General features: G+C 65.2%; 31 protein-coding genes. 16 read left to right on the top strand and 15 right to left on the bottom strand.

All coding sequences use genetic code 11. The features are described from left to right. Nucleotides 1–43: 43 nt before the first annotated feature. Nucleotides 44–430, top strand: coding sequence for a LysR family transcriptional regulator (locus WDO72_07640; GenBank protein ID MEJ0085537.1), 387 nt, complete (start codon nt 44–46; stop codon nt 428–430). A 9-nt stretch (nt 431–439) separates the two neighbouring features. On the opposite strand, the gene WDO72_07635 is transcribed toward WDO72_07640, so the two are convergent. The 3 genes from WDO72_07635 to WDO72_07625 form a co-directional block, all read right to left on the bottom strand. Beyond that, nucleotides 440–922, bottom strand: a complete 483-nt coding sequence (locus tag WDO72_07635; protein ID MEJ0085536.1) for a hypothetical protein — start codon at nt 920–922, stop codon at nt 440–442. A 99-nt stretch (nt 923–1,021) separates the two neighbouring features. Next, on the bottom strand, nt 1,022–1,723 hold the full coding sequence (locus WDO72_07630; GenBank protein MEJ0085535.1) for an MgtC/SapB family protein: 702 nt from the start codon (nt 1,721–1,723) through the stop codon (nt 1,022–1,024). A gap of 31 nt (nt 1,724–1,754) precedes the next feature. Then, the gene (locus tag WDO72_07625) at nt 1,755–2,477 is read right to left on the bottom strand and encodes a hypothetical protein (GenBank protein MEJ0085534.1); all 723 of its coding nucleotides are present in this window, start codon (nt 2,475–2,477) and stop codon (nt 1,755–1,757) included. Between the two features lie 238 nt (nt 2,478–2,715). Between WDO72_07625 and WDO72_07620 the strand changes: the two genes are divergently transcribed. Continuing rightward, on the top strand, nt 2,716–7,131 hold the full coding sequence (locus tag WDO72_07620; GenBank protein MEJ0085533.1) for a DEAD/DEAH box helicase: 4,416 nt from the start codon (nt 2,716–2,718) through the stop codon (nt 7,129–7,131). Between the two features lie 27 nt (nt 7,132–7,158). Here the strand turns inward: WDO72_07620 and WDO72_07615 are convergent, their stop codons facing one another. Next, nucleotides 7,159–7,500 (bottom strand): hypothetical protein, encoded by a 342-nt coding sequence (locus tag WDO72_07615; protein ID MEJ0085532.1) that lies wholly within the window; start codon nt 7,498–7,500, stop codon nt 7,159–7,161. 106 nt (nt 7,501–7,606) lie between these two features. After that, complete coding sequence (locus tag WDO72_07610) at nt 7,607–9,601, bottom strand: tetratricopeptide repeat protein (protein ID MEJ0085531.1); 1,995 nt, start codon at nt 9,599–9,601, stop codon at nt 7,607–7,609. A gap of 72 nt (nt 9,602–9,673) precedes the next feature. Here WDO72_07610 and WDO72_07605 point away from each other — a divergent pair, with 72 nt between their 5' ends. The 4 genes from WDO72_07605 to WDO72_07590 all read left to right on the top strand — a co-directional run bounded on the left by WDO72_07605 (nt 9,674) and on the right by WDO72_07590 (nt 11,568). After that, nucleotides 9,674–10,504 (top strand): methyltransferase domain-containing protein, encoded by an 831-nt coding sequence (locus WDO72_07605; protein MEJ0085530.1) that lies wholly within the window; start codon nt 9,674–9,676, stop codon nt 10,502–10,504. 164 nt (nt 10,505–10,668) lie between these two features. Beyond that, complete coding sequence (locus WDO72_07600; protein ID MEJ0085529.1) at nt 10,669–10,995, top strand: hypothetical protein; 327 nt, start codon at nt 10,669–10,671, stop codon at nt 10,993–10,995. After that, nucleotides 10,988–11,176 carry a hypothetical protein gene (locus WDO72_07595; protein ID MEJ0085528.1) on the top strand — a complete coding sequence of 63 codons (189 nt, stop codon included), beginning with the start codon at nt 10,988–10,990 and terminating at the stop codon, nt 11,174–11,176. The genes WDO72_07600 and WDO72_07595 overlap by 8 nt, the downstream gene beginning before the upstream one ends. Beyond that, on the top strand, nt 11,173–11,568 hold the full coding sequence (locus WDO72_07590; GenBank protein MEJ0085527.1) for a hypothetical protein: 396 nt from the start codon (nt 11,173–11,175) through the stop codon (nt 11,566–11,568). Before WDO72_07595 ends, WDO72_07590 begins: the two co-directional genes overlap by 4 nt. Nucleotides 11,569–11,585: 17 nt before the next feature. On the opposite strand, the gene WDO72_07585 is transcribed toward WDO72_07590, so the two are convergent. From WDO72_07585 to WDO72_07575, 3 genes are read right to left on the bottom strand one after another with little or no spacing between them, the layout of a single operon-like run. Then, nucleotides 11,586–12,029 (bottom strand): nucleoside deaminase, encoded by a 444-nt coding sequence (locus WDO72_07585; GenBank protein MEJ0085526.1) that lies wholly within the window; start codon nt 12,027–12,029, stop codon nt 11,586–11,588. Beyond that, nucleotides 12,029–12,382: a hypothetical protein gene (locus WDO72_07580; GenBank protein MEJ0085525.1), complete on the bottom strand. Its 354-nt coding sequence runs from the start codon at nt 12,380–12,382 to the stop codon at nt 12,029–12,031. Before WDO72_07580 ends, WDO72_07585 begins: the two co-directional genes overlap by 1 nt. Before the next feature lie 35 nt (nt 12,383–12,417). Further along, a complete protein-coding gene (locus tag WDO72_07575; protein ID MEJ0085524.1) occupies nt 12,418–13,209 on the bottom strand; it encodes an SDR family oxidoreductase in 792 nt (263 codons plus the stop codon). A 93-nt stretch (nt 13,210–13,302) separates the two neighbouring features. On the opposite strand from WDO72_07575, the gene WDO72_07570 reads away from it, so the two are divergent. Continuing rightward, nucleotides 13,303–14,412 carry a pyridoxal phosphate-dependent aminotransferase gene (locus WDO72_07570; protein MEJ0085523.1) on the top strand — a complete coding sequence of 370 codons (1,110 nt, stop codon included), beginning with the start codon at nt 13,303–13,305 and terminating at the stop codon, nt 14,410–14,412. On the opposite strand, the gene WDO72_07565 is transcribed toward WDO72_07570, so the two are convergent. After that, the gene (locus tag WDO72_07565; GenBank protein ID MEJ0085522.1) at nt 14,409–14,876 is read right to left on the bottom strand and encodes a hypothetical protein; all 468 of its coding nucleotides are present in this window, start codon (nt 14,874–14,876) and stop codon (nt 14,409–14,411) included. The genes WDO72_07570 and WDO72_07565 overlap by 4 nt on opposite strands. A gap of 65 nt (nt 14,877–14,941) precedes the next feature. Between WDO72_07565 and WDO72_07560 the strand changes: the two genes are divergently transcribed. From WDO72_07560 to WDO72_07535, 6 genes are all read left to right on the top strand, one after another. After that, entirely contained in the window at nt 14,942–15,631 is a 690-nt protein-coding gene (locus tag WDO72_07560; protein MEJ0085521.1) for a GDSL-type esterase/lipase family protein, read from the top strand. 381 nt (nt 15,632–16,012) lie between these two features. Then, the gene (locus WDO72_07555; GenBank protein MEJ0085520.1) at nt 16,013–16,324 is read left to right on the top strand and encodes an RNA-binding protein; all 312 of its coding nucleotides are present in this window, start codon (nt 16,013–16,015) and stop codon (nt 16,322–16,324) included. Between the two features lie 66 nt (nt 16,325–16,390). After that, nucleotides 16,391–16,789: a hypothetical protein gene (locus WDO72_07550; GenBank protein MEJ0085519.1), complete on the top strand. Its 399-nt coding sequence runs from the start codon at nt 16,391–16,393 to the stop codon at nt 16,787–16,789. Nucleotides 16,790–16,885: 96 nt separating this feature from the next. Further along, complete coding sequence (mddA, locus tag WDO72_07545) at nt 16,886–17,656, top strand: methanethiol S-methyltransferase (protein ID MEJ0085518.1); 771 nt, start codon at nt 16,886–16,888, stop codon at nt 17,654–17,656. A gap of 175 nt (nt 17,657–17,831) precedes the next feature. Continuing rightward, nucleotides 17,832–18,131, top strand: coding sequence for a hypothetical protein (locus WDO72_07540; GenBank protein MEJ0085517.1), 300 nt, complete (start codon nt 17,832–17,834; stop codon nt 18,129–18,131). A gap of 4 nt (nt 18,132–18,135) precedes the next feature. After that, nucleotides 18,136–18,657 carry a DUF6036 family nucleotidyltransferase gene (locus WDO72_07535; GenBank protein ID MEJ0085516.1) on the top strand — a complete coding sequence of 174 codons (522 nt, stop codon included), beginning with the start codon at nt 18,136–18,138 and terminating at the stop codon, nt 18,655–18,657. 60 nt (nt 18,658–18,717) lie between these two features. Here WDO72_07535 and rpoD read toward each other — a convergent pair whose 3' ends face one another. The 5 genes from rpoD to rpsU form a co-directional block, all read right to left on the bottom strand. Next, entirely contained in the window at nt 18,718–20,925 is a 2,208-nt protein-coding gene (gene rpoD, locus WDO72_07530) for an RNA polymerase sigma factor RpoD (protein ID MEJ0085515.1), read from the bottom strand. Nucleotides 20,926–21,147: 222 nt separating this feature from the next. Continuing rightward, complete coding sequence (dnaG, locus tag WDO72_07525; GenBank protein MEJ0085514.1) at nt 21,148–23,001, bottom strand: DNA primase; 1,854 nt, start codon at nt 22,999–23,001, stop codon at nt 21,148–21,150. A 31-nt stretch (nt 23,002–23,032) separates the two neighbouring features. After that, complete coding sequence (locus WDO72_07520; protein ID MEJ0085513.1) at nt 23,033–23,227, bottom strand: hypothetical protein; 195 nt, start codon at nt 23,225–23,227, stop codon at nt 23,033–23,035. A 5-nt stretch (nt 23,228–23,232) separates the two neighbouring features. Then, a complete protein-coding gene (locus WDO72_07515; protein MEJ0085512.1) occupies nt 23,233–23,679 on the bottom strand; it encodes a GatB/YqeY domain-containing protein in 447 nt (148 codons plus the stop codon). An 11-nt stretch (nt 23,680–23,690) separates the two neighbouring features. Next, nucleotides 23,691–23,909, bottom strand: a complete 219-nt coding sequence (rpsU, locus tag WDO72_07510; GenBank protein MEJ0085511.1) for a 30S ribosomal protein S21 — start codon at nt 23,907–23,909, stop codon at nt 23,691–23,693. A gap of 126 nt (nt 23,910–24,035) precedes the next feature. Here rpsU and tsaD point away from each other — a divergent pair, with 126 nt between their 5' ends. Genes tsaD through folK form a run of 3 tightly spaced genes read left to right on the top strand, consistent with a single transcriptional unit; the run spans nt 24,036 to nt 26,006 of the window. Beyond that, nucleotides 24,036–25,061, top strand: a complete 1,026-nt coding sequence (gene tsaD, locus WDO72_07505) for a tRNA (adenosine(37)-N6)-threonylcarbamoyltransferase complex transferase subunit TsaD (protein MEJ0085510.1) — start codon at nt 24,036–24,038, stop codon at nt 25,059–25,061. A gap of 37 nt (nt 25,062–25,098) precedes the next feature. Continuing rightward, nucleotides 25,099–25,524 (top strand): dihydroneopterin aldolase, encoded by a 426-nt coding sequence (gene folB / locus WDO72_07500; GenBank protein ID MEJ0085509.1) that lies wholly within the window; start codon nt 25,099–25,101, stop codon nt 25,522–25,524. Continuing rightward, complete coding sequence (gene folK / locus WDO72_07495; GenBank protein ID MEJ0085508.1) at nt 25,521–26,006, top strand: 2-amino-4-hydroxy-6-hydroxymethyldihydropteridine diphosphokinase; 486 nt, start codon at nt 25,521–25,523, stop codon at nt 26,004–26,006. Before folB ends, folK begins: the two co-directional genes overlap by 4 nt. A 105-nt stretch (nt 26,007–26,111) precedes the next feature. Here the strand turns inward: folK and WDO72_07490 are convergent, their stop codons facing one another. Then, a complete protein-coding gene (locus WDO72_07490) occupies nt 26,112–26,861 on the bottom strand; it encodes a pteridine reductase (protein ID MEJ0085507.1) in 750 nt (249 codons plus the stop codon). Nucleotides 26,862–26,863 lie beyond the last annotated feature (2 nt).

Raw genomic sequence — 26,863 nt, 5'->3', positions numbered from 1 at the left:
GCTTGCGCGTATACAGCCTATCGCAAACCCGGGAGGCCGTGACATGCAGCTGGTGAGATTCCGCGTAGACCTCGCGCCACGTTGTTCGCTGGGGCCGGGGAAAATCTCGCTGCTCGAAGCGATCGCGGAATTGGGTTCGCTCACCAAGGCCGCGGTCTCACTCGGCATGAGTTACCGCTACGCCTGGCTGTTGCTGCAGGATCTGAATGCCTCGTTCACCGAGCCCGTGACGCACGCCACGGTCGGAGGTGCGCGCGGCGGCGGCGTGAGGCTCACCAGATTCGGTGGGGAAGTGGTGCGCCGCTATCACGCCACGAGCCACCGCATCGATGCGGCGGCGCGTCGTTCGCTCGGACCCTTGCTCGGGAAGGCCGCGAAACGCCCGCGGGCCGCTGACAAACGCGCGCGCTCCGTCAAGCGGCCGGCATAGGCCCAAAGCCTATTGGCGCGGAAATTCCGCGTTGATTTCCTTGTCCGAGTCGGAGAGCTGGCAGCGTCCTTCGCCGCCGCCCGCCATGCCGCGTTGCGGGCTGATCAAGGTGAACCGGCACCGCATGTGATCACCGTCGGGTGAATGCAGGTTGGCCAACACGCGCCCGCTGTAGGTTTTCACGAACTCCGGGCCGGGATCGGCAGCCCAGTAGCGCCAGGCGCTGCGGCGATAGGGGCGGCCCCAGCCATCCCACAACGGATCGAGACGGTCGACGCGCGTGTCGCGCGTGATCTGAAAATACGTGCCTTTGAAGACACGCCCGGAAGCGAAAGTGGCGGTGATGTTGCCCGAAACGCTATCGGTGCTCTCCCAGGTGAATGCCACCGGCCGGTTGGAGCCGCGGACATTGCCCGAGCCGGTGCCGGCCGTCTGACAGGCGGTCATCGCCAGCGTCGCGATCGCGACACCCATCAACCATTGTTTGTTCATGCGCGCATCGTGGCGCATGGCGGCGGGCCGCAATGCCAGACAAACAACTCAGGGCGTGTCGGTCAATGCCGGCTTTGGTCGAGGCCCGGCGGCCGCTCGTCAATCGCCGGTCGGCGAAAGACGGAATTCGAGCACCGTGCGGTTTTCTTCGAGCCAGCGGGCCAGTCGCGCGGCTGCGGAGCGGTCCGTGGTCTGCAGCGTCATCTTGTGCCGCAGCATGCGGTCGGCGCCCGAACCTTCGAGCCGGTAGCTGAAGTTGGCGATGCTGAATCCGAGGCGCTTCAGCAGCTCGCGCATGCCTTCTTCCGAAAGATTGCCTTCGCGCTCGTACTTGACGTCGAAATAGTAGAAGGCCTGGGTCGGCACCTTCATCTCGATCCAGCGGAATACCGACAGCACCGCGAGCGTCATGATCACCGAGATGATCATCGGTAGATAGAGGCCGACGCCGGCCAGTACGCCGATGGCGGCCGTGATCCAGATGGACGCCGCGGTCGTGAGGCCGCGCACGTTGAGGCCTTCCTTGACGATGACGCCGGCGCCCAGGAAGCCGATGCCGGTCATGATGCCCTGCGCCATGCGGGTCGGGTCGAGCCGCGAATCGCCGGGCGTGCGCACCCAGTGGTCTTCGTAGACGGTGACCAGCATCAGCACGGCCGACGCCAGGCACACCAGGACGTGGGTGCGCAGGCCCGCGGGCCGTCCATGAAAGGAGCGCTCGTAGCCGATGAACGAGCCGGCGGCGAGGGCGGCCAGCAGCCTCACCAGCATTTCGATGTCGTCTGCGCGGATGTCGAACATGGTGGGAGAGTCGCGCGCGCGGCCGCCGCCGTCAATGTTCGCCGTGGCGTGCGCGCCGCTCGAGCGCCTTGCGCGCGACGCTCAGCCAGTTGGCGGGCGTGAGCGGACACAAACACACCAGCATGTCGCCCTCGGCGTGGCCGGGGTTCATGTGCGCAAAGAACAGCAGATCGGGACTCGCGCCCGCGCGCAGCTCGAGCGGCGCGGCTGTTTCACGCAGGCGCTTCTGCCCCGAACGGACCGCGACGCCGCGGGCCGGCCGCCACGCCGGGCCGTACGTCTGCGTGGCCAGCTGGTCGATGAGCGCCGCGCGCGGCTCGGGGGTGGGCGCGTCGTAACGCGGCCAGTAGGTCTGGAAGTTGCGCGGCAGCAGCAGGTAGCTCTTGTAGCTGAAGGTGTCGAAGAACCAGTAGATAGGGTGCAGCGGATGGCGCAGCAGCGTGCGCAGGAACATGCGCAGCCCGAGCTTCTGGATCAGGTTGCGGCCGCGCCAGTTCTCGCGGATCAACACGTGGACGGTGGAGATGACGGCGATGCGCCGGCCGCGAAAGCGCGTTTTGTAGATGTCGATGGCCGCCATGCCGACCAGCGCGCCGTTCATGCGAAACATCGCGATCGACTGGCGCCGGCGCAGCTCCGCCTCGGCGTAGTCGCGTTCGACGTCGTAGAACTCGAACGTCAACGCCCAGATGTCGTCCCACTCCGCCGGCGTGATCGCGGCGGTGGGTCGTACGCTGGTCCGCACCCGGTCCATGGATATCTGCTGCCTCGGCTGATGTGCGCGCATGTTTACACGGCCCGGCGCGAAGCCGCCCCGGGGAGGCAACCGAACGACCTGAAATGCGACGGGATACCGCCCGCTCCGGCGTTGCTCAAGTGGTGTATCTGCCGGTTTCGCAACGATTTCCTACTTGCGAGTAGGGATATACAGGGGAGAGTCGCGGCCGGCGCTGGATGGATTGCTCCCCGGGCACTCCTATATAAGGTGCGACATGCCCCTTCCCCAGTTTCACCCCGCTGTCCACGCGTGGTTCGCCAGCACGTTTCCGCACGGCGCCACCCCGGCGCAGCTCGAGGCATGGCCGGCGATCGCGAGCGGCCAGCATGCGCTGATCGCGGCACCGACCGGGTCGGGCAAGACGTTGGCCGCGTTCCTCGCCGCGATCGATTCGCTGGTGCGCGAGGGTGCCGCCGGCGCGCTGCGCGACGTCACGCGCGTGGTGTACGTGTCGCCGTTGAAAGCGCTGTCGAACGACATCCAGCGCAATCTCGACGCGCCGCTCGCGGGGATTTCGGCGGAGATGCTCAAGAGCGGCGCCTGCGCGCCGCAGATCCGTGCGCAGGTGCGCACCGGGGATACCTCGCAGTTCGAACGCGCGGCCATGCGCCGGGTCAACCCGCACATCCTGGTGACCACGCCGGAGTCGCTCTATCTACTGTTGACGAGCGCCTCCGGGCGCGAGATGTTGCAGAACGTCCGCACCGTGATCGTGGACGAGATCCACGCCGTCGCGCAGACCAAACGCGGCGCGCACCTGTCGCTGACGCTGGAACGGCTGGCGGCCAACGCCCTGCAGCCCGTGCAGCGCATCGGCCTGTCCGCGACGCAGAAACCGATCGAGGAAGTCGCGAAGTTCCTGGTGGGGGCTAAGTCGGTGCCGGGTCGGACTTACGGGAGTTGCGCGCGCGGCGAAACGCTCTCGCTGTTGCCCCACGTGCAACTCCCGCAAGTCCGACCCGGCACCGACTTAGCCTGCCGCATCGTCAACAGCGGTCACGTCCGCGAGCGCGACCTCAATCTCGTGATGCCGCCTGCGCCGCTCGAGGCGGTGATGTCGGGCGAAGTGTGGGCGACGGTGTACGACCAGCTGGCGCAGCTCATCCAGGAACATCACACCACGCTCATCTTCGCCAACACGCGCCGCATGGTGGAGCGCGTCTCGCGCCACCTCGCCGAGCGTATCGGCGAAGAACACGTCGCGGCCCATCATGGCTCGCTCTCGAAGGAGACGCGGTTCAGCGCGGAGCAGCGTCTCAAGGCGGGGCAGCTCAAGGTCATGGTCGCGACGGCCTCGCTCGAGCTCGGCATCGACATCGGCGACGTCGAGCTGGTCTGCCAGCTCGGCAGCCCGCGCGCCATCTCCGTGTTCCTGCAACGCGTCGGCCGCGCCAACCACTCGGTGGGCGGCGTGCCGAAGGGCCGCATCTTTCCGAGCAGCCGCGATGAAATGATCGACTGCGTGGCGCTGCTGGATGCGGTCCGGCGCGGCGAGCTCGACCGGCTGCACATTCCCGAACATCCGCTCGACGTGTTGTCGCAGCAGATCGTCGCCGAGGTCGCCGCGCGCGAATACGGCGAGGACGAGCTGTTCGAACTGGTGCGTGGCGCGTATTCATATCGCAATCTGTCCCGCCACGACTTCGACGCCGTCGTGCGCATGCTCGCCGAAGGCATCGACACCAAACGCGGCCGCCGCGGAACCTATCTACATCGCGACGCCGTCAACAAGGTACTACGCGCGCGCAAGGGCGCGCGGCTCACCGCCATCACCTGCGGCGGCGCGATCCCCGACAATGCGGATTACCAGGTCATCATGGAGCCCGCCGGAATCTTCGTCGGCACGCTGAACGAGGATTTCGCCATCGAAAGCCTGGCGGGCGACATCTTCCAGCTGGGCAACACCTCGTATCGCATCCTGCGCGTCGAAGCCGGCAAGGTGCGCGTCGAGGACGCGAAGGGCCAGCCGCCTAGCATTCCGTTCTGGCTGGGCGAGGCGCCGGCGCGCACCGACGAGCTTTCGTTCGCCGTGTCGCGCCTGCGCGAGGACATCGAAGCGCTGCTGCCCGAGGTGACTGCCGAGACCATCGCCGCCGCCATCGACACCGTCGAGGCGCGTTACCACCTGCCGCGTCCCGCCGCGCACCAGATGATCGAATACCTCGCCGGCGCCAAGGCGGTGCTTGGCAAACTACCGACATTGAACACGCTGGTGTTCGAGCGCTTCTTCGACGAATCCGGCGGCATGCAGCTCATCATCCATGCCCCGTTCGGCGCGCGTATCAACCGCGCGTTCGGCCTCTCGCTGCGCAAGAAATTCTGCCGCACTTTCAACTTCGAACTGCAGGCGGCGGCCACCGAGGACGCCATCATCCTGTCGCTCGGTGAGACCCACAGCTTCGAGCTCGAAAGTGTCGCGCGTTTTCTCAACAGCGCAACGGTCGAAGACACGCTGATCCAGGCGATGCTGGATTCGCCGATGTTCACCGCGCGCTGGCGCTGGAACGCCAGCATCTCGCTCGCGATCCGCCGCAACTCCGGCGGCAAACGCACGCCGCCGCAGATCCAGCGCATGGCGTCCGAGGACCTGATCGCGGTGTTGTTCCCCGATCAGATCGCCTGCGCCGAAAATTTGAGCGGACCGCGCGAGATCCCCGATCATCCCCTCGTCAAACAGACGCTAGACGACTGCCTGCACGAGGCCATGGACCTCGAAGGCTTGAAGGCCTTGCTGCGCGCACTCGAGAGCGGCGAGAAGAAAGTGCTGGCGCGCGATCTGCCGACACCATCGCCGCTGGCCGCGGAAATCCTCACCGCGCGGCCCTATGCCTTCCTCGACGACGCCCCGCTCGAGGAGCGCCGCACGAACGCCGTCGCGCAGCGCCGCTGGCTCGATCCGGAATCCGCCTCCGACATGGGGCGTCTCGATCCGGCGGCTATCTCCACGGTGCGCGAGCAGGCGTGGCCCGAGGTCACCAACCCCGACGAGCTGCACGATGCCATGCACGCCATGGGCTTCATCACCGAGCAGGAGGGTGCCAGCGCCGGCTGGGTTCGGCATCTCGAGCAGTTGATCGATGCGCGGCGCGCCACGCGCCTGCACCACGGCAGCCATACGTTCTGGGTCTGCGCGGAGTGCCTGCCGCTGGTCCAGTCGGTCTATCCACAAGGGTGGCTCGATCCCGTGATCAGCGCGCCGCCGGAAAAGGCCGGCAAGGTCTGGCAACGCGAAACCGCGATCACGGATCTCGTGCGTGGTCGCCTGCAAAGCCTCGGGCCCGTCACTGCGCGCGACCTGGCCGAATCGTCGGGCCTCGAGAATTCCGAGATCGGCCTCGCGCTGGTCGAGCTCGAAAGCGAGGGCTTCGTGTTGCGCGGCCGTTTCACGGAAGAGGCGGGCGCGCCCGAGGCCGTGCAGATGGGCGCTGCCACGCTCGAGTGGTGCGAGCGCCGCCTGCTGGCGCGTATCAGCCGCTACACCATCAAGACGCTGCGTGCCGAGATCGAACCGGTGAGCTCGGCGGATTTCATGCGTTATCTCTTCGACTGGCAGGGTGTGACGCGCGCGCCGAAGCCCGAGGGCGTCGAGAGTCTGGCCAGGGTCATCGAGCAGCTCGAGGGTTACGAAGTGCCCGCGGCCGCATGGGAAGCGGACGTGCTGCCGGCGCGGTTGAACGAGTACGACCCGCACTGGCTGGATAGTTTGTGTTTGTCAGGCCGCGCGTTGTGGGCGCGGCTCACGCCGTCGAAGTCGCCTGGCGCGGCACCGGTGCGAACCACGCCCATCGCGCTCGTCTCGCGCAAGAACTGGAGCCTGTGGCATTCAGTCGCCGCGGCGCCGCGCGAGGAAATGCAGTTGTCACACGGCGCAAAGGCGCTGTTCGACTACCTCACCGGCCACGGCGCCTCGTTCTTCGACGACATGGTGGCCGGGTCCAATCTGCTCAAATCCCAGGCCGAGACCGCACTCGGCGAGCTCGTCTCGGCGGGCCTCGTGAACGCGGATAGTTATTCCGGTCTGCGTGCATTGCTCATTCCGAGCGACAAGCGCCGTCAGCTCGTGGCGCGCCGGCGGCGCATCGCATTGTTCGGACTCGAAGACGCGGGCCGTTGGAGTCTTATCCGTCGTGGCAAGACCGCTGGCGATGCCGAATCCATCGAGCAGGTCGCCGACATCCTGCTGCGCCGCTACGGCGTCGTGTTCCGCAAGTTGTTCGAGCGCGAGGCAAGCTGGCTGCCGCCATGGCATCAACTGCTGCGCGTGTTCCGGCGCCTCGAGGCGCAGGGCAAGATCCGCGGCGGCCGTTTCGTCGCCGGCATGGCGGGCGAACAATATGCGCTGCCCGAGGCGGTGTCCGCGATGCGCGCGATCCGCAAGCTGGAAACGAAGGGCGCTCTCGTTTCGCTGAGCGCCGCCGATCCGCTCAATCTCACCGGCATCATCACCCCGGGGCAACGCGTGGCCTCGTTGACCAACAATCGCGTGCTGTATCGCGACGGTATTCCCGTGGCGCTGCACGCCTCCGGCCAGTCCGAGTTCATCGTGAAGATGGAGCCGGAGAAGGAATGGGAGGCGCGGCAGGCGCTGGTGCGAAAGCGCATGGCGCCCGGGTCGGCACGGCCGACCTGATGATCTGACTGCCAGCCGCGAGGCGTGTCAGAGCTTCGGGAACCCCATGTCGTCCTCGTCGTTCACGGTCTTGTTGACCTTGAAGTACACGCGCCGTCCGGGGTTCCCCGACGAGGTGATGTACACGACGGCATACCGCTCGGCGCCGAATTCCTGGATCTCATACGGGTCGGCATCCCAGCCGGGGTAGTGCGTGCGGATCCAGCGCTTGATCTGGCGGTCGATCATGAGCTCGTTGGTGGCGACGATGCGCACGGCGCTGTTCATCGACCCGCCCGGCACGTTCGGATCGGGGATGTCCACCTGCGCGCCCGCGAGCGGGGCGGCGCCTAACAATGTGAGGACGAGAAAATTCTTCAGTGCCTTCATAAGACCCCCTTGCGTGGCCAATAAATCACAGCCGCCGAAGCGCCGTCAATCATGACTTTGATGGCTGCCGGCCACATCCGGTTTCCCGCCAACCGGGCCACCGGCATCAACGCAAGCCGACGGAATGCGCGCCGCGGGCGAACATCGACGCGGCATCCTCGGAACAGCGGAACGCGCCGAGGAAATCCGCGACGGAATAGTGGTCCACCCGCTCGGCGATCTTCCTGCGGTACACCTTGGCTTCGTCGAGCCGGCCGGCCAGCCCGAGCGTGATCGCCGCGATCGCCATGATGTGCTGGTGCGCATTCGGGCGTGCCGCCGCCTTGATGGCCCAGTCCGCCGCCGCATCGTGTTGCCCGAGCCTGGCGAGCGCCAGGGCGCGCGCACCGAGCATGGCGAACAGCATCGGATCGAACGGCGACAGCAGGCGCGAATGGTCCGAAAACGAGATTGCCGCCGCCGGATCGCCCGATTGCGAGTGCACGAAGGCCAGCGTGTAGTGCGCCGTTGCGTAGTTAGGGCTCAGCTCGACGGCGCGTTCGAGCTCGACGATCGACTGGTCCTGGTTGCCGCGCAGCCACATGGCGCGGCCCATCGCCCAGTGCGCGGCCGGGTCGCGATCGTCGACCATCAGGCTCTTGCCCGCTGCGTCGAACGCGCGGTCGATCTCCACCGCAGGTTTTTTCCAGCCGAGGAACGCGTTCTGGAAATGCGCGAAGGACAAACCCGCGTAGGCGCGCGCGAAGGTCGGATCGAGCTCGACCGCCTGCGTGAAGAACTGGCGCGCGCGTTCGTTGTCGGCCTTGTTGAAGCGGTACATGTGCCACAGGCCGCGGTGGTGCGCTTCCCAGGCGTCGAGCGAGCTCGGCGGCTTGAGGATGGCGCGATTACGCTCGACCATTTCGATCTCGTGCGCGATCGAGGCGACGATGCGATTGCCGATTTCATCGAGCACCAGCAGCGCATCGTCGTGGCTTTCCTCGAACTGCTCGGACCACACGATGCGCGCGGTGCGAGTTTCGATCAGCTCGGCGGCGACGACAAGTTTGCGCGGCGCGCGCCGCACCGAGCCGCTCACGACGTAGTCCACATTGAGGATGCGCCCGGCTTCCTCCGGCCCGATGCTGCGATCGCGCAGCGCGAACGTCGTGCCCTGCGCGATCACGAACATGCTGCGCAGCTTCGCGAGCCGCGTGGTGACGTCGTGCGCCAGTGCATCGGCGATACCGCCACGTTGGTCGGACTCGGACGAACGATCCACCAGCGGCATCACCGCGATGGACGCGCGGCGCGACGCGGCGGGCGTATCGGGTGAAAACTTCCGGATCTCGGTGAGATTCGCGCTGATCAGCCCGTTCGCCCCGCCGGGCTGCGTTTGCTCCAGCGCGGTCTCGCGGGCGCGTTGCCAGCAATCCCGCAGCGGTCCGCTTTCGAGGCCGTCTCCTTCGAATAGTTTGACCGCGGCGGCGAGGTGCGCCTCGCCCTCGGCGATGCGGCCATGGCGCGCCAAGGCGCCGAGCAGCAGCTCGTGTGCGCAGGTGTCGAAAGGCGACAGGCGCAGCCACTCATCTATATAGGGTGCCGCTGCTTCGTGCGGCAGGGCGCGGGCGAGATTCTCGAGCAGCACGGTCTGTATGCCACGGAACCGGCGGCGTTCGGCGATGATCCAGGTGTCGAACATCGGGCTGCGCGCGATCTCGAGCCCTTCGAGCAGCTCCCCGGCAAACAACGCGGCCAAGTCCTTCTGCCGTTCGACGCCTAACTTCTGAATGCCATGTTCGGGTGCCCGGGTGACCTCGCGCGTGTCGACGTCGCAGTCGGAGAGGTCGAGCCGGATCGAGCTGCCATCCGCGACCACGCGTTTGCGGCCGGGTTCGTCGATCAGCCCGCGAATCTTGGACAGGCACCAGCGCAGTTCGCCGCGCGGATCGTTGGGGACGTCCCACAGCAGTTCGCAGATCTGCGAGCGCGCCACCGGCCGGCTGGCGAGGACCAGGTAACCCAGCAGCGCGCGCACCTTGCGCGAGGACGGGAGCTTCACGACCTCCGCGCCGCGCGACAGCTGCAGCGGGCCGAGCAGCCTGAATTGCAACGCTTCCACGGCGTTTCCCACGCCCGCTACCACGGCTGAACCTTATGGTCGTACTTCGGGTTGGTACGGAAGAGGGGAATCATGAGCGCAGTACTTTCGAGAAATTCTCCGCGAATCGGCAATCGCGAGGCCTTCACGCGCCGGCATTCCGCCTGGGCGAGCGGAGATTATGCCGTCGTCGGCAATGCTCTGCAGATGGTTAGCGAGCAGCTCTGTGAAAGAGTGAATTTGTGTCAGGACGAGCGTGTGCTCGACGTGGCCGCCGGGAATTTTCACGCTTCCATGGCCGCCGCGCGCCGCTGGTGCGAGGTGACCGCCACCGATTTTGCCTCCGACCTCGCCGGCCGCAGCCGCCCGCGTCTTGAAGTGTCCGCGCTCGGCGTGCAGCTCGTCGATGCCGATGCGGAGGCGCTGCCGTTTCCGGACCAGAGCTTCAGCGCGGTGATCTCGGCGTTCGGCGTCATGTTCGCCGGCGACCAGGAACGGGCTGCCTCGGAGATGATCCGCGTCTGCCGCCGCGGCCGTCGCCTCGGGCTTGCCAGCTGGACACCCGATGGATTCATGGGCCACCTGTTCCAGACGATAACGAGGCACGCGCCGGGGTGCGCGAACGGCGCGTCGCCATTCGATTGGGGCACGGAGCAGCGGCTCGACGAACTGTTCGCCGTCTATGGCCGCGTCGAGAGCACGCGAAAACGGGTGGCGCTGCGCGCCCGCACGCCGATGGACTGGGTGGACAAACTGCGCGCCAGTTATTCGCCCGTGCTCAAGATCTTCGCGCAGCTCGACGGCGCGCAGCAAAAAGCCCTGCGCTCGGAATTGTTAGAGCTGGTGCAGCGATTCAACCGCGCCCAGGATTCGACCATGCTGGTCGATGCCGAGTACCTCGAAGTCGTCGTGCAGCGGCGCTGAACCAAACCGCGCCGCAAGCCCCCGCACGCGCGGATTGGCGCGGCGCGCGCATTTAGCCGGACGCCTGCGGCGGAATTGCGGTACCGTGAACCGCGTTCCCCAACCCCGGCTGCTTCATGTTGCGTCTGAATTTCCGAACCGTAAAAGGTGATTCGCCGACGCTCATGCTCGCTTCGAGCATCCGCTTTTGTGCCGACGGGACACTGCGTGCCTCCGACAACTACGTCGTCGCGCGCTGCGTCGAGGGTTGCTGGCAGGTCGGCGGGCGCCTGCATCGTGAGCTCGATTGTGAAGGTCCGGTGCGGGTGCGCGTCACGACGGGCATCAACGAGCCGGCGGTGCATTTCGGGCCGTTCGCGCACGTGCGCACCGCGCGCGGCATGCTGTATGGCGACGAAACCTGTCTCAATATCCTCATGCCGGGCAGAACCCCGGCTGGCACGTCGGGGCACGAGCTGACGCTGCTTTCCGTCGGAGGGCCGAATGGCTAAACCTAACTACGACCGCGTCAAGCGGCAAAAAGAAATGCAGCGCAAGCAGAAGAAGCAGGAAAAGCTCCTCAAGAAGCAGGCGCGTGCCACCGAAGGCCTGCCGGGCGATTCGCCCGAGGGCGCGGCCGGCGAATCGCTGCCGATCGAAGCGGTGGCCTTGGCCCCGAAACTCGAACCATGAAGTTCGCGGTAGCGAGCTCGGCGAACGCGCGCGGCCAGATGCGCGAACGCCAACGGCGTGACCGGGCGGCGACGCCCACCATGAAGGCAAAGTATCCGCAATTCGGATCGCTGCGGCTGGTGTTCGATTTCAGCGGCGCCGGGCCGTTCACGCCCGCGCCGCAGGTCAACGTCATGCATCCGCCGGCGAAGGCCTATTTCGTCTTTCCGTGCCCGCATGCCGACTGCGATGGCGAGTTCGATCTCACCACGCCGATCGATGCACTGGCGCGCGATGGCGCCGCGCTTGGCAGCGGCCACCTCGGTTGCCCAGGGCAGCGCAGCGTCGACCGCAAGGGCCGCGCGCCCTGCGGTCTCGAGCTCGAATACAAGATCGAAGTATTGCCGGAGTAGTTCGGCCCGGTTTCAGCTCACGGCTCGCCGATGTCTTCGTTCCAGACCTCGGGAAACGCGGCGATGAACTCGCCCAGCATTTTTTCGCAGGCGCCGGATTCGAGGTCGACGACCTTGACGCCGCGTTCGCGCAACCAGTCGATGCCGCCGCGGAACGTGCGCGACTCGCCCACCACCACCGTGTCGATCTGGAACTGCACCACCAGGCCGCTGCAGTACCAGCAGGGCGCGAGCGTGGTCACCATGATGGTGTCCCGGTAGTTGCGCTGGCGGCCGGCCTTGCGGAACGCGTCCGTTTCGCCATGGACCGAAGGATCGCCTTCCTGCACCCGCCGGTTGTGGCCGCAGCCTAACAACCTGCCGTCGTCGTGGAACAGCGCCGCGCCGATCGGGATGCCGCCTTCGTCGAGTCCGCGTTTCGCCTCGGCGATCGCGACGTCGAGCATGGCCTGATAGTCCATCAGGCGTCGTCCGATGCGTCGAGCATCTGGCTTTCGCCCGTCAACTCGTCGGGATTGCGATGGAACAGCCGCGCCAGCTCCGCGGCCCGTTCGCCGAAGTCGCCGTAGAGGTCCTTGTGTGCGCCGAAGCGCGGCTGGCTTGCGGCAACAAAACCGATGGCGGGCAGCAAACGCTCATAGATCCGCGCCACGCTCCCGGGATGGCTGCGCTCGCGCGTGCAGAGGACGTGCAGGAACGCGCTTGCCGTATCGGCGTCTCCTGCCGAATCCTCTGACAGCAGGAATTCCGAGAGCCGAAAGATATAGGTCTCGAAGGCCGGTTGCGGCATGTTCAGCAACTCACCGATGTGCATCTCGAATCCGGCGGCGCCGATCTGCGCAGGAATTTTCAAAACGCGCTCTTCACCGTGCCACCGTCGACACGCAACGCCGCGCCGGTCGTGGACGATGCCAGCGGGCTCGCGACATAGGCCACGAGCGACGCCACTTCCTGCGGCGTGCTGAAGCGCTTGATCAGCGAAGTGGGGCGCACGCTCTTGAAGAACTCCGTCTCGAACTCGGCGCCGGATTTGCCTTGTTCCTTCGCGAGCTGTTCGACGAAATCTCCGACGCCGCGCGATTTCGTCGGCCCCGGAAGAATGCTGTTCACGGTGATGCCGGTGCCGGCGACCGCTTCGGCCAGACCTCGCGCGACGGCGATCTGCGCGGCCTTGGTCATGCCGTAGTGGATCATCTCGGCGGGAATCTGCACGCCGCTCTCACTCGAGATGAACAGGATGCGGCCCCAGTTCGCGCGCCGCATGGCCGGCAGGACGAGCCGCGCGAGCCGCGCTCCGCTCAACACGTTCACGTCGAAGAAACGCATCCAGTCGGCGTCCGGGATGTCTTCGAACGGCTTGGGTTCGAAAATGCCGAGGCTGTTCACCAGGATTTCGATGCCGGGGTGAGTCGCGACCAGCATGTCGGCGACGTCCGCTTTCGACAGGTCGCCGGCGAAGCCGATCGCGTCCTTGTTGACCGCCTTGCGGATCGACGCAAGCGCCGCGTCCACGCCGGCTTGCGTGCGTCCGGTGACGATGACGCGCGCGCCTTCGGCGGCGAGGGTTTCGGCGATCGCGTAGCCGATGCCGGCGGTGCTGCCCGTGACGAGCGCGAGTTTATTGGCGAGTTGCAGGTCCATCGTTGTCCCAGTTGTTGATGTCAAGCCACGCCTGAGCGTGCGTGGATTCGAGGTGGCATTGAGCGCATGCCGGCCGCGCATGATGATACCGCCATGAAAGTCCCGGCATTCAAGCTCGATCAGTGGCTGGCGGCCCATGAGTTCGCGGTGCCCCCGATCCGTTACAACCTGGCTTCGAGCACCGGGCCGTCGTGGACCGTCGAGGAAATCATGCGGCTGGGCGGCGGCACGGCGCGCGATCTCGACGACCTCCGGTTGTCCTACGCACCACCGCAGGGCAGCAAACTACTGCGCGAGCGGGTCGCCGCTGTGCACGGCGTCGATCCCGACCACGTGCTCGTGATGACGGGTGCGTCGGAGGCGCTGGTGGCGCTGACCGCCCTGTTCGCGGAGGCTGGCAGTTCGATCGTGTTGCCGAAGCCCGCGTACCCCGCGGTGCCGGTGCTGGCGCGCGCCTGGGGCATGCGCGTGCGCGAATACGAGCTCGAAGCCGAGCACGGATTCGCGCAGACCGCGGCGCGCGTGCTGGCGGCAGTCGATTCGGACACGCGTGCCGTATTCGTCAACACGCCGCACAATCCCACTGGTTCGACGATGGCGGCCGCCGAGCAGCGTGCGCTGGCAGAAGAGCTGGCCGCCGGCGGCATTCCGCTCATCGTCGATGAGGTCTATCACCCGCTGTATCACGGGGCCGCCATTCCGAGCGCGAGCGTGTTGCCGAACACGATCCTGCTCGGTGACTTCGCGAAGGCATTGTCGCTGCCGGGTCTGCGCGTGGGCTGGCTCATCGATCGCGATGCGCGCCGCCGCGAAGCGCTGCTCGACCTGCGCAGCTATTTCACGATCTCGAATTCACCGTTGTCGGAGGCGATCGGTGCGCATGCCTTGGCGAATGCATCCGCGATCCACGAGCGGCTGCGCGCTGTGGCGCGCGCCAATCTCGCGTTGTTGACGCAGTTCATGGCGGCGCACCGCGAAAGGCTCGGCTGGGCGCCACCCACCGGCGGCACGACGTGTTTCCCGTGGCTGCGCGACGGCCGCGACGCGCGTCCGCTGTGCGAAGCACTGGCAAAGGCCGGCGTGCTGACCGCGCCCGGCGATTGTTTCGGCATGCCGGCGCACATACGCGTGGGGTTCGGCGCGATGCAGACGGGTTACGCCGATGCGCTCGAGATCTTCGGCGCGGTGCTCGCGAAAATCTAACTACCGTCGGCGTGTGCGAGGTCCGGCGGCAGCCGCACATTCGCGGCCTTGAGCTCGCGTACCTTCTCGATCACCGCCAGTCGCTTCAGATCGCGGTCGGGCTTCGAGTTTCGCGAAGTCACGAATGCACCGAGTATGGCGACGATGGCGGTGACCAGCGCGCCGACCAGCCCGCTGGTCAGCACCGTCTGCGCCTGCTGCAGCTTCGCCCGTTCGTCTTCCAGCGCCTTCACCTGCGAGTTGAGCGACTGGTTGATGCTCTCGCCCTTCGCCAGCGCCTGTTCGAGCTTGAGCAGGCTGGCCTTGGCGGCTGGCGACAGGTCCGGCGAACCGCCGCCGGCCATGGCCGTCCGCACTTCATCGGATGCCTCATGGATCTGCCGGATGGCCTCGGCGTGTGTCGCGGTGGCACCCGCAGCCAGCAGTACCGACGCCATCACGAGAAACCGGCTCTCTCTTTTCATCGCTCGCTCCCGGCTTGCGCCTCGAGCCCCGCTCACATAGCGTTCAGCGCATCGAGGGGGATTGAATGAACCTACGCACATTCGCCGCATCACAATTGCTGACGGCTACCCTGCTGTCGGCGGCCGCACTTTCGCAAGCGCAGTCCGCCGCGTTGCAGGAGCGATTCGAGAAAAAAGTCCAGGAGTACGCGGCCGCGGATCTCGCGCAGGCGCCGCCGGCCGGGGCGATTCTTTTCGCGGGCGACTCGCAGTTCTATCGCTGGAGCACCATCCACGAAGACCTGCCGGGTTACACACTCGTCAATCGGGGCATCGATTCGTTCCAGACGAGCGATCTCATCCGTTACGTGGATCGGCTCGTCACGCCTTACAAGCCGCGCCTCATCGTGCTGCACGTCGGCGGCAACGACGTCCACAACGGCAAGTCACCCGCGCAGCTGCTCGCGGGTTTCAAGACGCTGGTGGCCGCCGTGCACGCCAAACTACCGGGCGTGCGGATTCTCTGGTCGAGCATCACGCCGGGACCGGGCCGCTGGGACGAAGCACCACAGCGCCGCGAGGCCAATCGCGTCATGCGGGAATACATCGCGACGCAGCCCGATCTCGGCTTCATCGATCTGTGGGACGCGATGCTCACGCCGGACGGCAAGCCGCGCGAGGACATCTGGGTGGCCGACCGCGTGCACCCCAATCACGCCGGCTATCTGATCCGGGTGAAGCTCACGCAGCCGTTTCTCGGCAAGCCCGACAGATAGACGAAAAGGGGACATGCCTATTTATGAAAAAGGGGACAGATCTATTTATTGATGGAATGCGCTCGTATGCAGACGGCCGTTCGGTCAATAAATAGATCTGTCCCCTTTTTCATAAATAGGCATGTCCCCTTTTCGTCTTCCCGCAAGCCGGGGCCCCGGTTGGGCGATCGCAGCCACAATATGACGGCGACTGCAAGTTCCGAGGCGAAAAAGGCTTTTTTCCTGTACCTTTGCGCCCGGCTTGTGATTCCTCGTCTTGTCCGTCCCTGGGCTTCCGCGTCGTTCTGACGCACGTTTGGCCAGAGTCAGTCACCTCAAAGTCTCCGCAAACCACGTCGGCAGGGTTACGCCTGCTATCTATTTTTTTCTGAGGATCTTCTCTTGACCAAACTTTATGTGGGCAATCTGCCCTTCAGCGCGACGGAAGACTCCGTTCGCACCCTGTTCTCCACCCATGGCACCGTTGAAAAGATCGCGCTCGTGAACGATCGCGACACGGGCCAGCCGCGCGGCTTCGGCTTCGTGGAAATGTCGAGCGCCGATGCGCAGCGCGCCATGCAGGCCCTCAACGGCCAGGACTTCGGCGGTCGCCCGCTGAAGGTCAACGAAGCGCAGGACAAACCCCGCGGCGGTGGCGGCGGTGGTGGTGGCGGTTACGGCGGCGGCGGTGGCGGCGGCTACGGTCGTCGTTAATAGCTGATCGTTAAGTAGAACTCGGGCGGGCATTGCGCCCGCCCGAGTTCGTTTTGGAGACTCCCGATGAAACTCAAGACAGTTGGACCCGAAGGCGCCCGTAACCTGCTGCGCGAAAAGCAGCGCCGCAATCGCCTCATGTCGAAAGAGCTGCGCGTGCAGTTTCCGCAGCTGTCTTCCATTCGTCTCGATTTCGCCTTCAGCGACGAGACCTCGCAACCGCCGGCGCCACAGTCGATCGTGCTGCATCCGCCCGCGCGCGCCTATTTCGTCTACCCGTGCCCGTACGCCAGCTGCAATGGCGAATTCGACCTGGCCGCGCCGGTCGCGGACGTGGCCGAACAGGGCCACGATCACACCGCCGGGCACACCCGCTGCAAGGGTGAACGCGTGCGCGGCCGCCAGGGCAAGACGCCCTGCGATCTGCACATCGAATATTCGATCGCGGTCGGCAAGCAGGCCTAGCCGATAGAACCCGGGGCGCGATTCCACGCCCTTTCCCACGCTGACTCCCACGGTCGCGCTCTAACTTGCGCGGCCTGGACCTATTGGGAGTCAATCATGATCAAGCGTCTGTCCATCTTCCTGTACGGCGTCATGAGCTACGCCGTGTTCTTCGCCACGTTTCTCTATGCCATCGGCTTCATCGGCAATTTCGGCGTGCCGCGCACGCTCGATTCCGCGCCGGGCGGAAGCTTCGTGACCAGCCTGCTGGTGGACCTGGGGTTGTTAGGCTTGTTCGCGGTGCAGCACAGCGTCATGGCGCGGCCCGCCTTCAAGCGCTGGTTCACACGCGTGGTGCCTGAATCCGCCGAGCGCAGTACCTACGTGTTGTTCTCGAGCCTGGCGTTGATCGCCCTGTTCGCGCTCTGGCAGCCGCTCGGCGGCACGGTCTGGGCGGTGCAGGACGCCACCATTCGCGGCGTCATCTGGGGCGCCTTCGCGTTCGGCTGGGTGCTGGTGCTCGCGGCGACGTTCCTCATCAACCACTTCGACTTGTTCGGTCTGCGCCAGGTGTGGCTGCAGTTGTCAGGCAAGCCGTACACCCATCTCGCCTTCGGTACGCCCGGGCCGTACAAGCTCGTGCGGCATCCGCTGTATGTCGGCTGGCTGTTCGTGTTCTGGTCGACGCCGACGATGACCGTGTCGCACCTGCTCTTCGCGATCATGACGACCGCTTACATTCTCGTTGGAATCCAGTTCGAGGAGCGCGACCTGGTGGCGCATCTCGGTAAGGACTATCGCAACTACCGTGAGCGCGTACCGATGCTGATTCCCTTCACGCGCAAGCGGAACGCCGATGACCCCTTCCTGCGCCGACAGCGCTACTGAGAGAAGCGGTACGTGCGGCGCGCAGGGAGGCGCGCCGGCCGGACGATTGATCGGTAGTAGTGAATAGTCTTTCTAATCAAATAGTTATACACAATTATCCAATTAGCCGGATATCAACTACCATGCCGGCATGCGGCGTCCCGGCAAACCTCCCAAGCAAGGTGTAACCGACTGGGTGCCGTTCTTCGACGCGGTGGACGAAGTGCGGCGCAGCCGGCGGTTCGAAGCGCTGAAGCGCCTGTATTCGCGCTCACGTCGAACACGGGAGCGCGCCCTCATCAATTCGACCGCGTGCGCCTTGGCGGCGGAGTTCGGTGAAGCGCCTCCGTGGTGGGCTACGCGCCCGCACGTCCTGTCCGAGCCCTGGTTCGTTTCGGGCATGGAGAATCTCAAGGCCTCCGCACTGGTGGAAAGCCCGCTCGCTTTTCGCCGCAACAACGTGTTCGTGCTCGGCAACTTCCTGTCGCGGATGTGAACGCGTGACCCAACAGGAAATTCTTCGGGCGTTCCAGGCGCTCAACGATGAGCTGGCTCGCGAAGGAATCAAAGGCGAGGTGGGTGTCGTGGGCGGCGCGGCGATGGTGCTGGCATTCAACGCCCGGCAATCTACGCGCGACGTGGACGCGGTGTTCGATCCGTCGAGCAAGGTGCGTGCCGCGGCCGCGCGCGTGGCTGCGGCGCAGAAGCTGCCCGCCGACTGGCTCAACGATGCCGTCAAGGGTTTCATGCCGGCGGACACCGAGCCGCGCTCGATTCTTCTGGATCTTCCGCATCTCGCGGTATGGACACCGCCGCCCCAATATCTGCTCGCCATGAAGGCGATCGCCGCGCGTTTCGACAGCAACGACGCGCAGGATCTGCGCACGTTGATCCGTCACATCGGGCTTCGCCGGGTCGAACAGGTGCTGGAAGTAATCGAGCGTTACTACCCGCGCAACCAGATACCGGCCAAGACCCAGTTCTTTCTCGAAGAGTTGTTCGAGAAAGACCCGCAGGGTTAGGCGCGCAGATGCGAAAAGGCCGCGTTTCCGCGGCCTTCTCTATCTACCTTGCGCCTTCGCTCAGTCCTCGATCAGGAAGCTGCGCAGTTGCTCACTGCGGCTGGGATGACGCAGCTTGCGCAGCGCCTTGGCTTCGATCTGACGAATACGCTCGCGCGTCACGTCGAACTGCTTGCCGACTTCTTCCAGCGTGTGGTCGGTGTTCATGTCGATGCCGAACCGCATACGAAGCACCTTGGCTTCACGCGGGGTCAGTTGCGCAAGTACCGAGTGGGTGGTCTCTCGCAGCGACTCCATCGTCGCCTGGTCGATGGGCGATGCCACGGAAGTGTCCTCGATGAAGTCGCCGAGGTGTGAATCCTCGTCGTCGCCGATCGGCGTTTCCATCGAGATGGGCTCTTTGGCGATCTTGAGCACCTTGCGAACCTTGTCTTCCGGCATCTCCATGCGCACGGCCAGTTCTTCCGGCGTCGGCTCGCGGCCCATCTCCTGCAGCATCTGCCGCGAGATGCGGTTCAGCTTGTTGATGGTCTCGATCATGTGCACCGGGATACGAATCGTGCGGGCCTGATCGGCAATGGAACGCGTGATGGCCTGGCGGATCCACCAGGTCGCATACGTCGAGAACTTGTAACCGCGACGGTATTCGAACTTGTCCACGGCCTTCATAAGGCCGATGTTGCCTTCCTGGATGAGGTCGAGGAACTGCAGGCCACGGTTCGTGTACTTCTTTGCGATCGAGATCACGAGGCGCAGGTTGGCCTCGACCATTTCCTTCTTCGCGCGGCGGGCTTTCGCTTCGCCGATCGAGACCTCACGGTTGATCTCCTTGATGTCCGTGATGGTGAGGTGATAGTCCTTCTCGAGCTGGCCGAGCTTGTCCTGCCGGCGCGAGATTTCTTCATGCAGACGGCCCATGGCCGCCGACCACTTCTTGCCGCCCTTGATCTGCTTCTGCAGCCAGCGGTTCGACGTCTCGTTCTTCGGGAACGAGAGGATGAACTCCTTGCGCGGCATGCCGGCGTCGCGCACGGCAATGATCATGATTTCTTTTTCGAGCTGGCGGACCTGGTTCACCTGGTGGCGCAGGTTGCCGATCAGCGCCTCGAACATGCGCGGCGCGAGCTTGAGCTCCATGAACTCGTCGGACAGCTTCTTGCGGACCTTGAGCGTCTTCGGATCCTTCGCGCCCATCTTCTCGATGTGCGTGAGCGAATTGGCGAGGTACTTGCCGACCGCAGCGAAGCGGCGCGCGGCCTCTTCCGGATCCGGGCCGGTGTCGACGGCTTCTTCTTCCTCGCCGCTGCCGTCGCCTTCTTCGGTCTCTTCGCCCTCGGTCTTCTCTTCAGGCACGGGCGCCGTCAGATCCATCTTGGTCGGGTTCTGCGGCTGCGCGATGACGTCGGGCGCGTTCGGGTCGATGAACCCAACGATGATATCGACCAGGCGTGCGCCGCCGGTCTTCACCGGCTCGTAGGCACGCAGCAGGTATTCCGCGGTCGACGGGTAGTTGGACAGCGCCAGGCGCACGGCGTCGAGGCCTTCCTCGATGCGCTTCGCGATGCGGATTTCGCCTTCGCGCGTGAGCAGTTCGACCGTGCCCATCTCGCGCATGTACATGCGCACCGGGTCGGTGGTGCGGCCGAGCTCGGCATCGAGCGCGGCCAGCGCGGCGGCGGCTTCTTCGATGGCTTCTTCGTCGGTGGGCGCGGAAGGCTCGGGCGCGAGAATGCTCTCGTTGTCCGGCGCCTTCTCGTACACCGGAATGCCCATGTCGTTAATCGTGTTGACGATCTCTTCGATCTGTTCCGGATCGACGATCTCCGACGGCAGGTGATCGTTCACCTGCGAATACGTGAGGTAACCCTGTTCCTTGCCGCGCGCGATCAGCAGCTTGAGCTGCGACTGACGCTCTTCGGGCAGCACGTTGCGGCGCGCCGGAAGATTGATGAGTTCGGAATTACCTTTCTTGCCCTTCTTGGCATCGGCAGCTACCGGCGCGGCGGCCGCTGCTGCGGCACGCGCAGCCGCGAGTTTCTGCGCGGGCTTGAGCTCGACCACCTTCGCCTTGGAATCGGCGACGGGTGCGGCGACCTTTTCAGTCTTCCCCTTCGCCAACGGCTTCTTCACTTCGGCATGTTTGCTGGCGCCCTTGGCCACATGCGCGGCCTTCTCTTTGACGTGCGCGGCAGCAGCGGGCTTGGCCGTTTTCTTGGGCGGCTTGGCTTTGGAGGCGGGAGCAGTAGGGCGCTTATGCTTTTGTGTCATTTGATTCCGTACGCAGGGCGTATTGCGGTCAGACACCGTGGGGTTGCCGACGGTGCGATCAAGGTGGCTTGCGGGAAAGGGGGCGCATTCTACGCAAAGACCCACGGCTTGACAAAGCAAAAATAGCCCGTGGGTCAACGACTTCCGTTCAAAGTTAGACGCAAAATTCGGGCCAAAAGGGTCATGGCCGGCAAACTTTTAACGGCCAACCCGGCCCGCGCTTCAGGCGCTTTGCGTCAACTTGCTCTTGGACAGGTGGATGGCCACGTTGAGTTCCTTGAGCTCAGCGCGTTCATCGTCCGTGAGATCGGCTTTGGCCATGAGTTCGTCGTGCCGGCGCAGGGTCGGCTCCATCGCCAGCGTGTCGATGACCGAGGCCAGTTCGAGCGCCGCGCCGGCTTCTTCCACGCCGACAAATTCCTCGCCGGCCAGCGCGCGCATCCGGGCACCTTCGGGCCGGTCGCGCCAGCGCTCCAGCAGCTGGCCGGTATGCGCGGCCGGTTCCTGTTGCAGCTGGTCGATGAGCTCGAAGAGAAAACGGGCGCCCGGATCGTCATTGAGCTCGAGCTGCGTGAGCTGGGCGCCCGACACTTGCGCGGCGATCTGCGGGAAATGAACCAGGTGTTTGACCGCCTTCGTGATCAGGCTCTTGCCGCCTCCGCCATCGCGCGGACGCTGCGTTGCGCGGCGCGCAGGGCCCGATCCCGAGAAGCCGGATTCCGCCGCCGCACCCGCGCCGGTAAGGTGATTGCCCGCCGTGTCTGTGACTTCGTTGAACCATAATTGGTTCAATCTGGCAGGAGAGAGCCGGATCGCCTCAGAAAGGCGATCAATCAGCAGGTCGCGGTAGACGCCGGGCGCCACCTTGGAAACCAGCGGGCGGGCCAGTTCCGCGAACTGGGCACGACCGTCGGCATGGCTCAGATCCGCCTGCTCACCGAGCGCGGTGACCAGATATTCGGACAGCGGCAACGAGCTTTCGAGCCGCTTCTCGAAGGCCTCGCGGCCTTCGACTCCCACGAGTGAATCCGGGTCGTGACCCTCGGGCAAAAACAGGAAGCGTATCTGGCGGCCGTCGCGCGCTTCGGGCAGCGCATTGCCGAGCGCACGCCAGGCTGCGGCGCGACCGGCCTTGTCGCCGTCGAAGCAGAACACGACCTCGTTCACCAGTTTGAAGATCCGGCGCAGGTGTTCGGGAGTGGTCGCCGTACCGAGGGTGGCGACCGCGTAGTTCACGCCGGCCTGGTGCAGGCGCGCGACGTCCATGTAACCCTCGACCACCATCAGGCGCTTCAGGGTGCTGCGGCTCTGGCGCACCTCGTAGAGCCCGTACAGCTCGCGGCCTTTGTGGAAGAGCATGGTCTCGGGCGAGTTCAGGTACTTGGGCTCGCCCGCATCGATGATGCGGCCGCCGAAGGCCAGCACCCGGCCGCGCGAATCGCGGATGGGGAACATCAGGCGGTCGCGGAAGCGGTCGTAGTGCCGGTCCATCGTGCGGCTGTCGGTGCGCTCGCGTTCGATGATCAGGCCACAGTCGGCCAGCACCTTGCGATCGTGGTCGTTCGCGCCGAAGCGCTTGAGTACGTCGTTCCACGAATTCGTCGCGAAGCCGATCATGAATTTGTCGACCGTTTCGCGCGTGAGGCCGCGCTTGTTCGCGTACTCCTTTGCGCGGGCGTCGTTGGGCAACACGCCGGCGAAGTACTTCGCGACGCGCAGGTTCATGTCGTAGAGCGGAGCGGTGCTGCCGGCGGTATCGGGCTGCGTGCCGCCGGCCTCGCGCGGCACGTCGAGACCGAGCCGACTAGCTAGTTCCTCGATGGCCTCCGGAAAGCTGAGCTTGTCGTATTCCATCAGGAACCCGAGCGCGGTGCCGTGCGCGCCGCAGCCGAAGCAGTGATAGAACTGCTTGACCGGGCTCACCCAGAATGACGGGGTTTTCTCGTTGTGGAACGGGCAGCAGGCGCGGTATTCGCGGCCGGCTTTCTTGAGCTCGACGCGCGAACCGATGAGCTCGACGATGTCCGCGCGGGCGGTCAGGTCGTCGATGAAGCTCTGGGGGATGCGGCCGGCCATTTGCGACAGATTCTACTGTCGGGTCGTTCCGTTATCGCAGGATCGCGAGCGCCACGACGATGCAGAGCAGCAGTGCCGCGATCGATCCGCCGATCACGAGCGGCAGCCGCCCGCGCGGGAAATGCCCGAGCTCACGCCGTTCCGCTTCGATCTTGCGCGAGATGAAGATGCAGACCAGCGCGATCAGGATGAGCGCGCCAGCGGTGGCCAGGCCTCTGCCGCCCATGGCGGCTAACCGCCGAGCTTGGCTTTGATGCGGGCGCCGACGGCGCCCATGTCGGCCTTGCCGGCCGCTTTGGCTTTCACCACGCCCATGACCTTGCCCATGTCCTTGATGGACGCGGCGCCGGTCGAGGCGATGGCTTCCGCGATCAACGCATCGAGATCGGCATCGGACAACTGCGCGGGAAGATAGGGCGCGAGCACCGCGATCTCGGCGGTCTCCTTGGCAACGAGGTCCGCCCGTGCGCCCTTTTCGAAGGCGACGATGGATTCCTTGCGCTGCTTGATCATCTTCTCGAGCACGGAAGTGATCTGCGCGTCGTCGAGCACGATGCGCTCGTCGACTTCACGCTGCTTGATCGCGGACTGCAAAAGACGAATGACCGCGAGACGATCCTTTTCGCCGGATCGCATCGCGGTCTTCATGTCTTCGGTGATGCGCTCTTTGAGCGTCATCTCAGGAGAGCTCAGCTCGGACGCGGACGCGCCGTGTATTCACGCGGGCTGTTGCGCTTGAGGTGACGCTTCACGGCGGCAGCCTTCTTGCGCTTACGCTCCTGCGTCGGCTTTTCGTAGAATTCGCGCCGGCGGAGCTCGGTGAGCACGCCCGCTTTTTCGCACGCGCGCTTGAATCGGCGCAGGGCGGCATCGAAATATTCGTTTTCTCGTACGCGAACGCTCGGCATCGAAACCTCAACCCATTGATCTGTTTGGAGTTTTGCCACAACCTGCCTTGAGCAGGGGTGGCGATTCTATAGACGGGCCTCTAAAAAGCAAAGCCCTGCGTACATGTCGGGCCTCACTCTATATCTATGCGCATCCTGGCCCTCGAATCTTCCTGCGATGAATCCGCGGTTGCCGTCTATGACGAGGCAGCCGGTCTGCTGTCGCACGAGATCCACAGCCAGATCGATCTGCATCGGGTTTACGGTGGGGTCGTGCCGGAGCTGGCCTCGCGCGACCACGTGCGCCGGCTGCTGCCCCTGGTGAAAACCGCGCTGGCGGACGCGAAAACCACTCCGGACCAGCTCGATGGCGTGGCTTACACGGCCGGGCCCGGGCTGATCGGCGCCCTGCTGACCGGCGCGGCGCTGGGCCGCTCGCTGGCGTACGCCTGGAACGTGCCGGCGGTGGCGGTTCACCATCTCGAAGGGCACCTGCTCGCGCCGCTGCTCGAGGACGATCCGCCGCCGTTTCCGCACCTGGCGCTGCTGGTTTCGGGCGGTCACACGATGCTCATCGACGTGGATAAGGCGGGAAGCTACGCCGTGCTCGGCGAAACGCGTGACGACGCAGCCGGGGAAGCCTTCGACAAATCCGCGAAGTTGTTAGGGCTGCCGTATCCCGGCGGGCCCGAGCTTGCGAAGCTGGCCGCCGCGGGCAACGCCTGGCGTTTCGAATTTCCGCGGCCGATGCTGGATCGCGCCGGGCTCGAGTTCAGCTTTTCCGGCCTGAAGACGGCGGTTTCGCTGGCGGTGAAAAGCGAGGTGGCCTCGGGCGGCCTCGATCACGGCACACGCGCCGACATCGCGGCGGGTGTGCAGGAGGCGATCGTCGAGACGCTGACGGCCAAGACGTTGCGGGCGCTGGAACAAACCGGCTACGACGCGCTGGTGGTCGCAGGTGGCGTGGGCGCCAACCGTCTGCTGCGCGAGCGTCTGGCCGCGGCGCTCGCGCGCCAGGGGGCGAAAGTCTTTTACCCGCGCATCGAGTTTTGCACCGACAATGCCGCCATGATCGCGGTGGCCGGCATGGCGCGCCTCAAGGCGGGTTTTCACGAGGGCCCGGCGATCCGCGCGCGGGCGCAGTGGCCGCTGGCCGAGCTGGCGCGCGGTTAGTAGTTAGCAGGGAATCCTTCGACCGATGGCAAATAAGATGAGCAGCGGCCCCAAGACGTTCACGATCCCAAGCTCGGCGTCGACGGCCGACAAGGGCGATCGCATCTTCCTGCACGGGCTGGCGGTGGAATGCATCATCGGCTTCATCGAGTGGGAGCGGCGCACGAAGCAGACGGTGGTGCTCGACGTCGAGATGCCGGTGGATTGCGCGCGCGCTGCGGCGTCGGACGATGTGGTCGACACGCTCGACTACAAGAGGGTCGCGAAGCGGCTCATTGCATTCGTGAGCGGATCGGATTTCAAGCTGGTGGAAACGCTGGCGCATCGCGTCGCGCTGCTGATCCTCGAGGAGTTCGAGGTCGAGTGGGTGCGGTTGTCGGTGAACAAACCGGGGGCGATCCGTGGATCGAAGGACGTGGGCGTCGCGGTGATGCGGACGCGCGCGGACCTGGCGCGTAAATGACCGCCGTCTATGTCGCGGCGGGCAGCAACGTCGACCCGGAACCGAACCTCGTGCGCGCCTGTGCCGAGATCGCGCAGACCTGGCCCGACGCGCGCTTCTCGCGCGCCTATCGGAACGCGGCGGTTGGTTTCGAAGGACCCGAGTTCATCAACCTGGTGGTCGGATTCACGACCGATCAATCGCTGCGTGAAGTTCTTGCGCGGCTGCATGCAATCGAGATTGCGTGCGGCCGGCCGCGCAATGCGCCGAAGTGGGCGTCGCGCACCATGGATCTCGACATCCTGCTGTACGGCGACCTGATCGAGAAAACCGCCGAGTACACCGTGCCGCGGCCGGATCTCATCCGGCGGCCGTTCATGCTGGGCCCGATGGCGGAGATAGCGCCGGAAGTCACGCATCCCGTGTCTCACAAGACGATGGCCGAGCTGTGGCGCGAGTTCGATCGCGGCGGTCACGTGATGACGCCCGTGACCATCGCGTGAAGTCGGAGCCTAAGTCGGTGCCGGGTCGGACTTACGAAATTGGCTGAGCGTTGCCCATACCTGCCAGCTCGGTAAGTCCGACCCGGCACCGACTTAGACTCCGACCTACCACCCAACGCTGCGGCCGCCATCGACGGCGAGTATCTGGCCGGTGATGAACGGCGCCGAGGTCGCGAAGAACAGCACGGCGCGTGCGATGTCCAGGGGCGTACCCATGCGCTTGAGGATGGTGCTGTCGACGATCTTCTCGCGCGCACCGTCATCGGACTGCCCCTCGGGCCACAACACCGGCCCGGGCGAAATCCCGTTCACGCGCACTTCGGGGCCGAGTTCCTTCGCGAGCGATCGCGTCAGCATGTGCAGCCCGGCTTTTGCCGCGCAGTACACCGTGTAATTACGCAGCGGGCGCAACGAATGGATATCGACGATGTTCACGATCAGCCCGTTCGACTTGCGCAGCGCGGGCGCCGCGGCCTGTGACAGGAACAACGGCACCTTGAGGTTGCTCCCCATCAGGTCGTCCCACGCGGCCGGCGTCACTTCGCCGATGGGCGTGGGATAAAACGACGACGCATTGTTCACCAGCACATCGAGACCGCCGAAAGCGCGCTGCGAGAATTCCACCAGTGACGGCAGCTGGCCCACGTCCAGCAGATCCGCCTGTATCGTGACGATGGATTTCGGACGTTTGGCGTTGAGTTCGTCGGCGAGCTGCGCTGCTTCGTTGGCCGATCGTCGATAGTGCACGACGAGGTTCGCACCAGCCTCGTGCAGGACGCGGGCGATCACCGCGCCCACGCGCCGTGCGCCACCCGTGATCAACACCGTCCTGCCCGTTAGACTTCGGTCACTCATTT

Source organism: Pseudomonadota bacterium (assembly GCA_037200975.1).
Classification (GTDB): Bacteria; Pseudomonadota; Gammaproteobacteria; order Steroidobacterales; family Steroidobacteraceae; genus CADEED01.
Note: the sequence above shows the minus strand (reverse complement) of the source record. Positions and strands in the feature narration are given on the sequence as shown.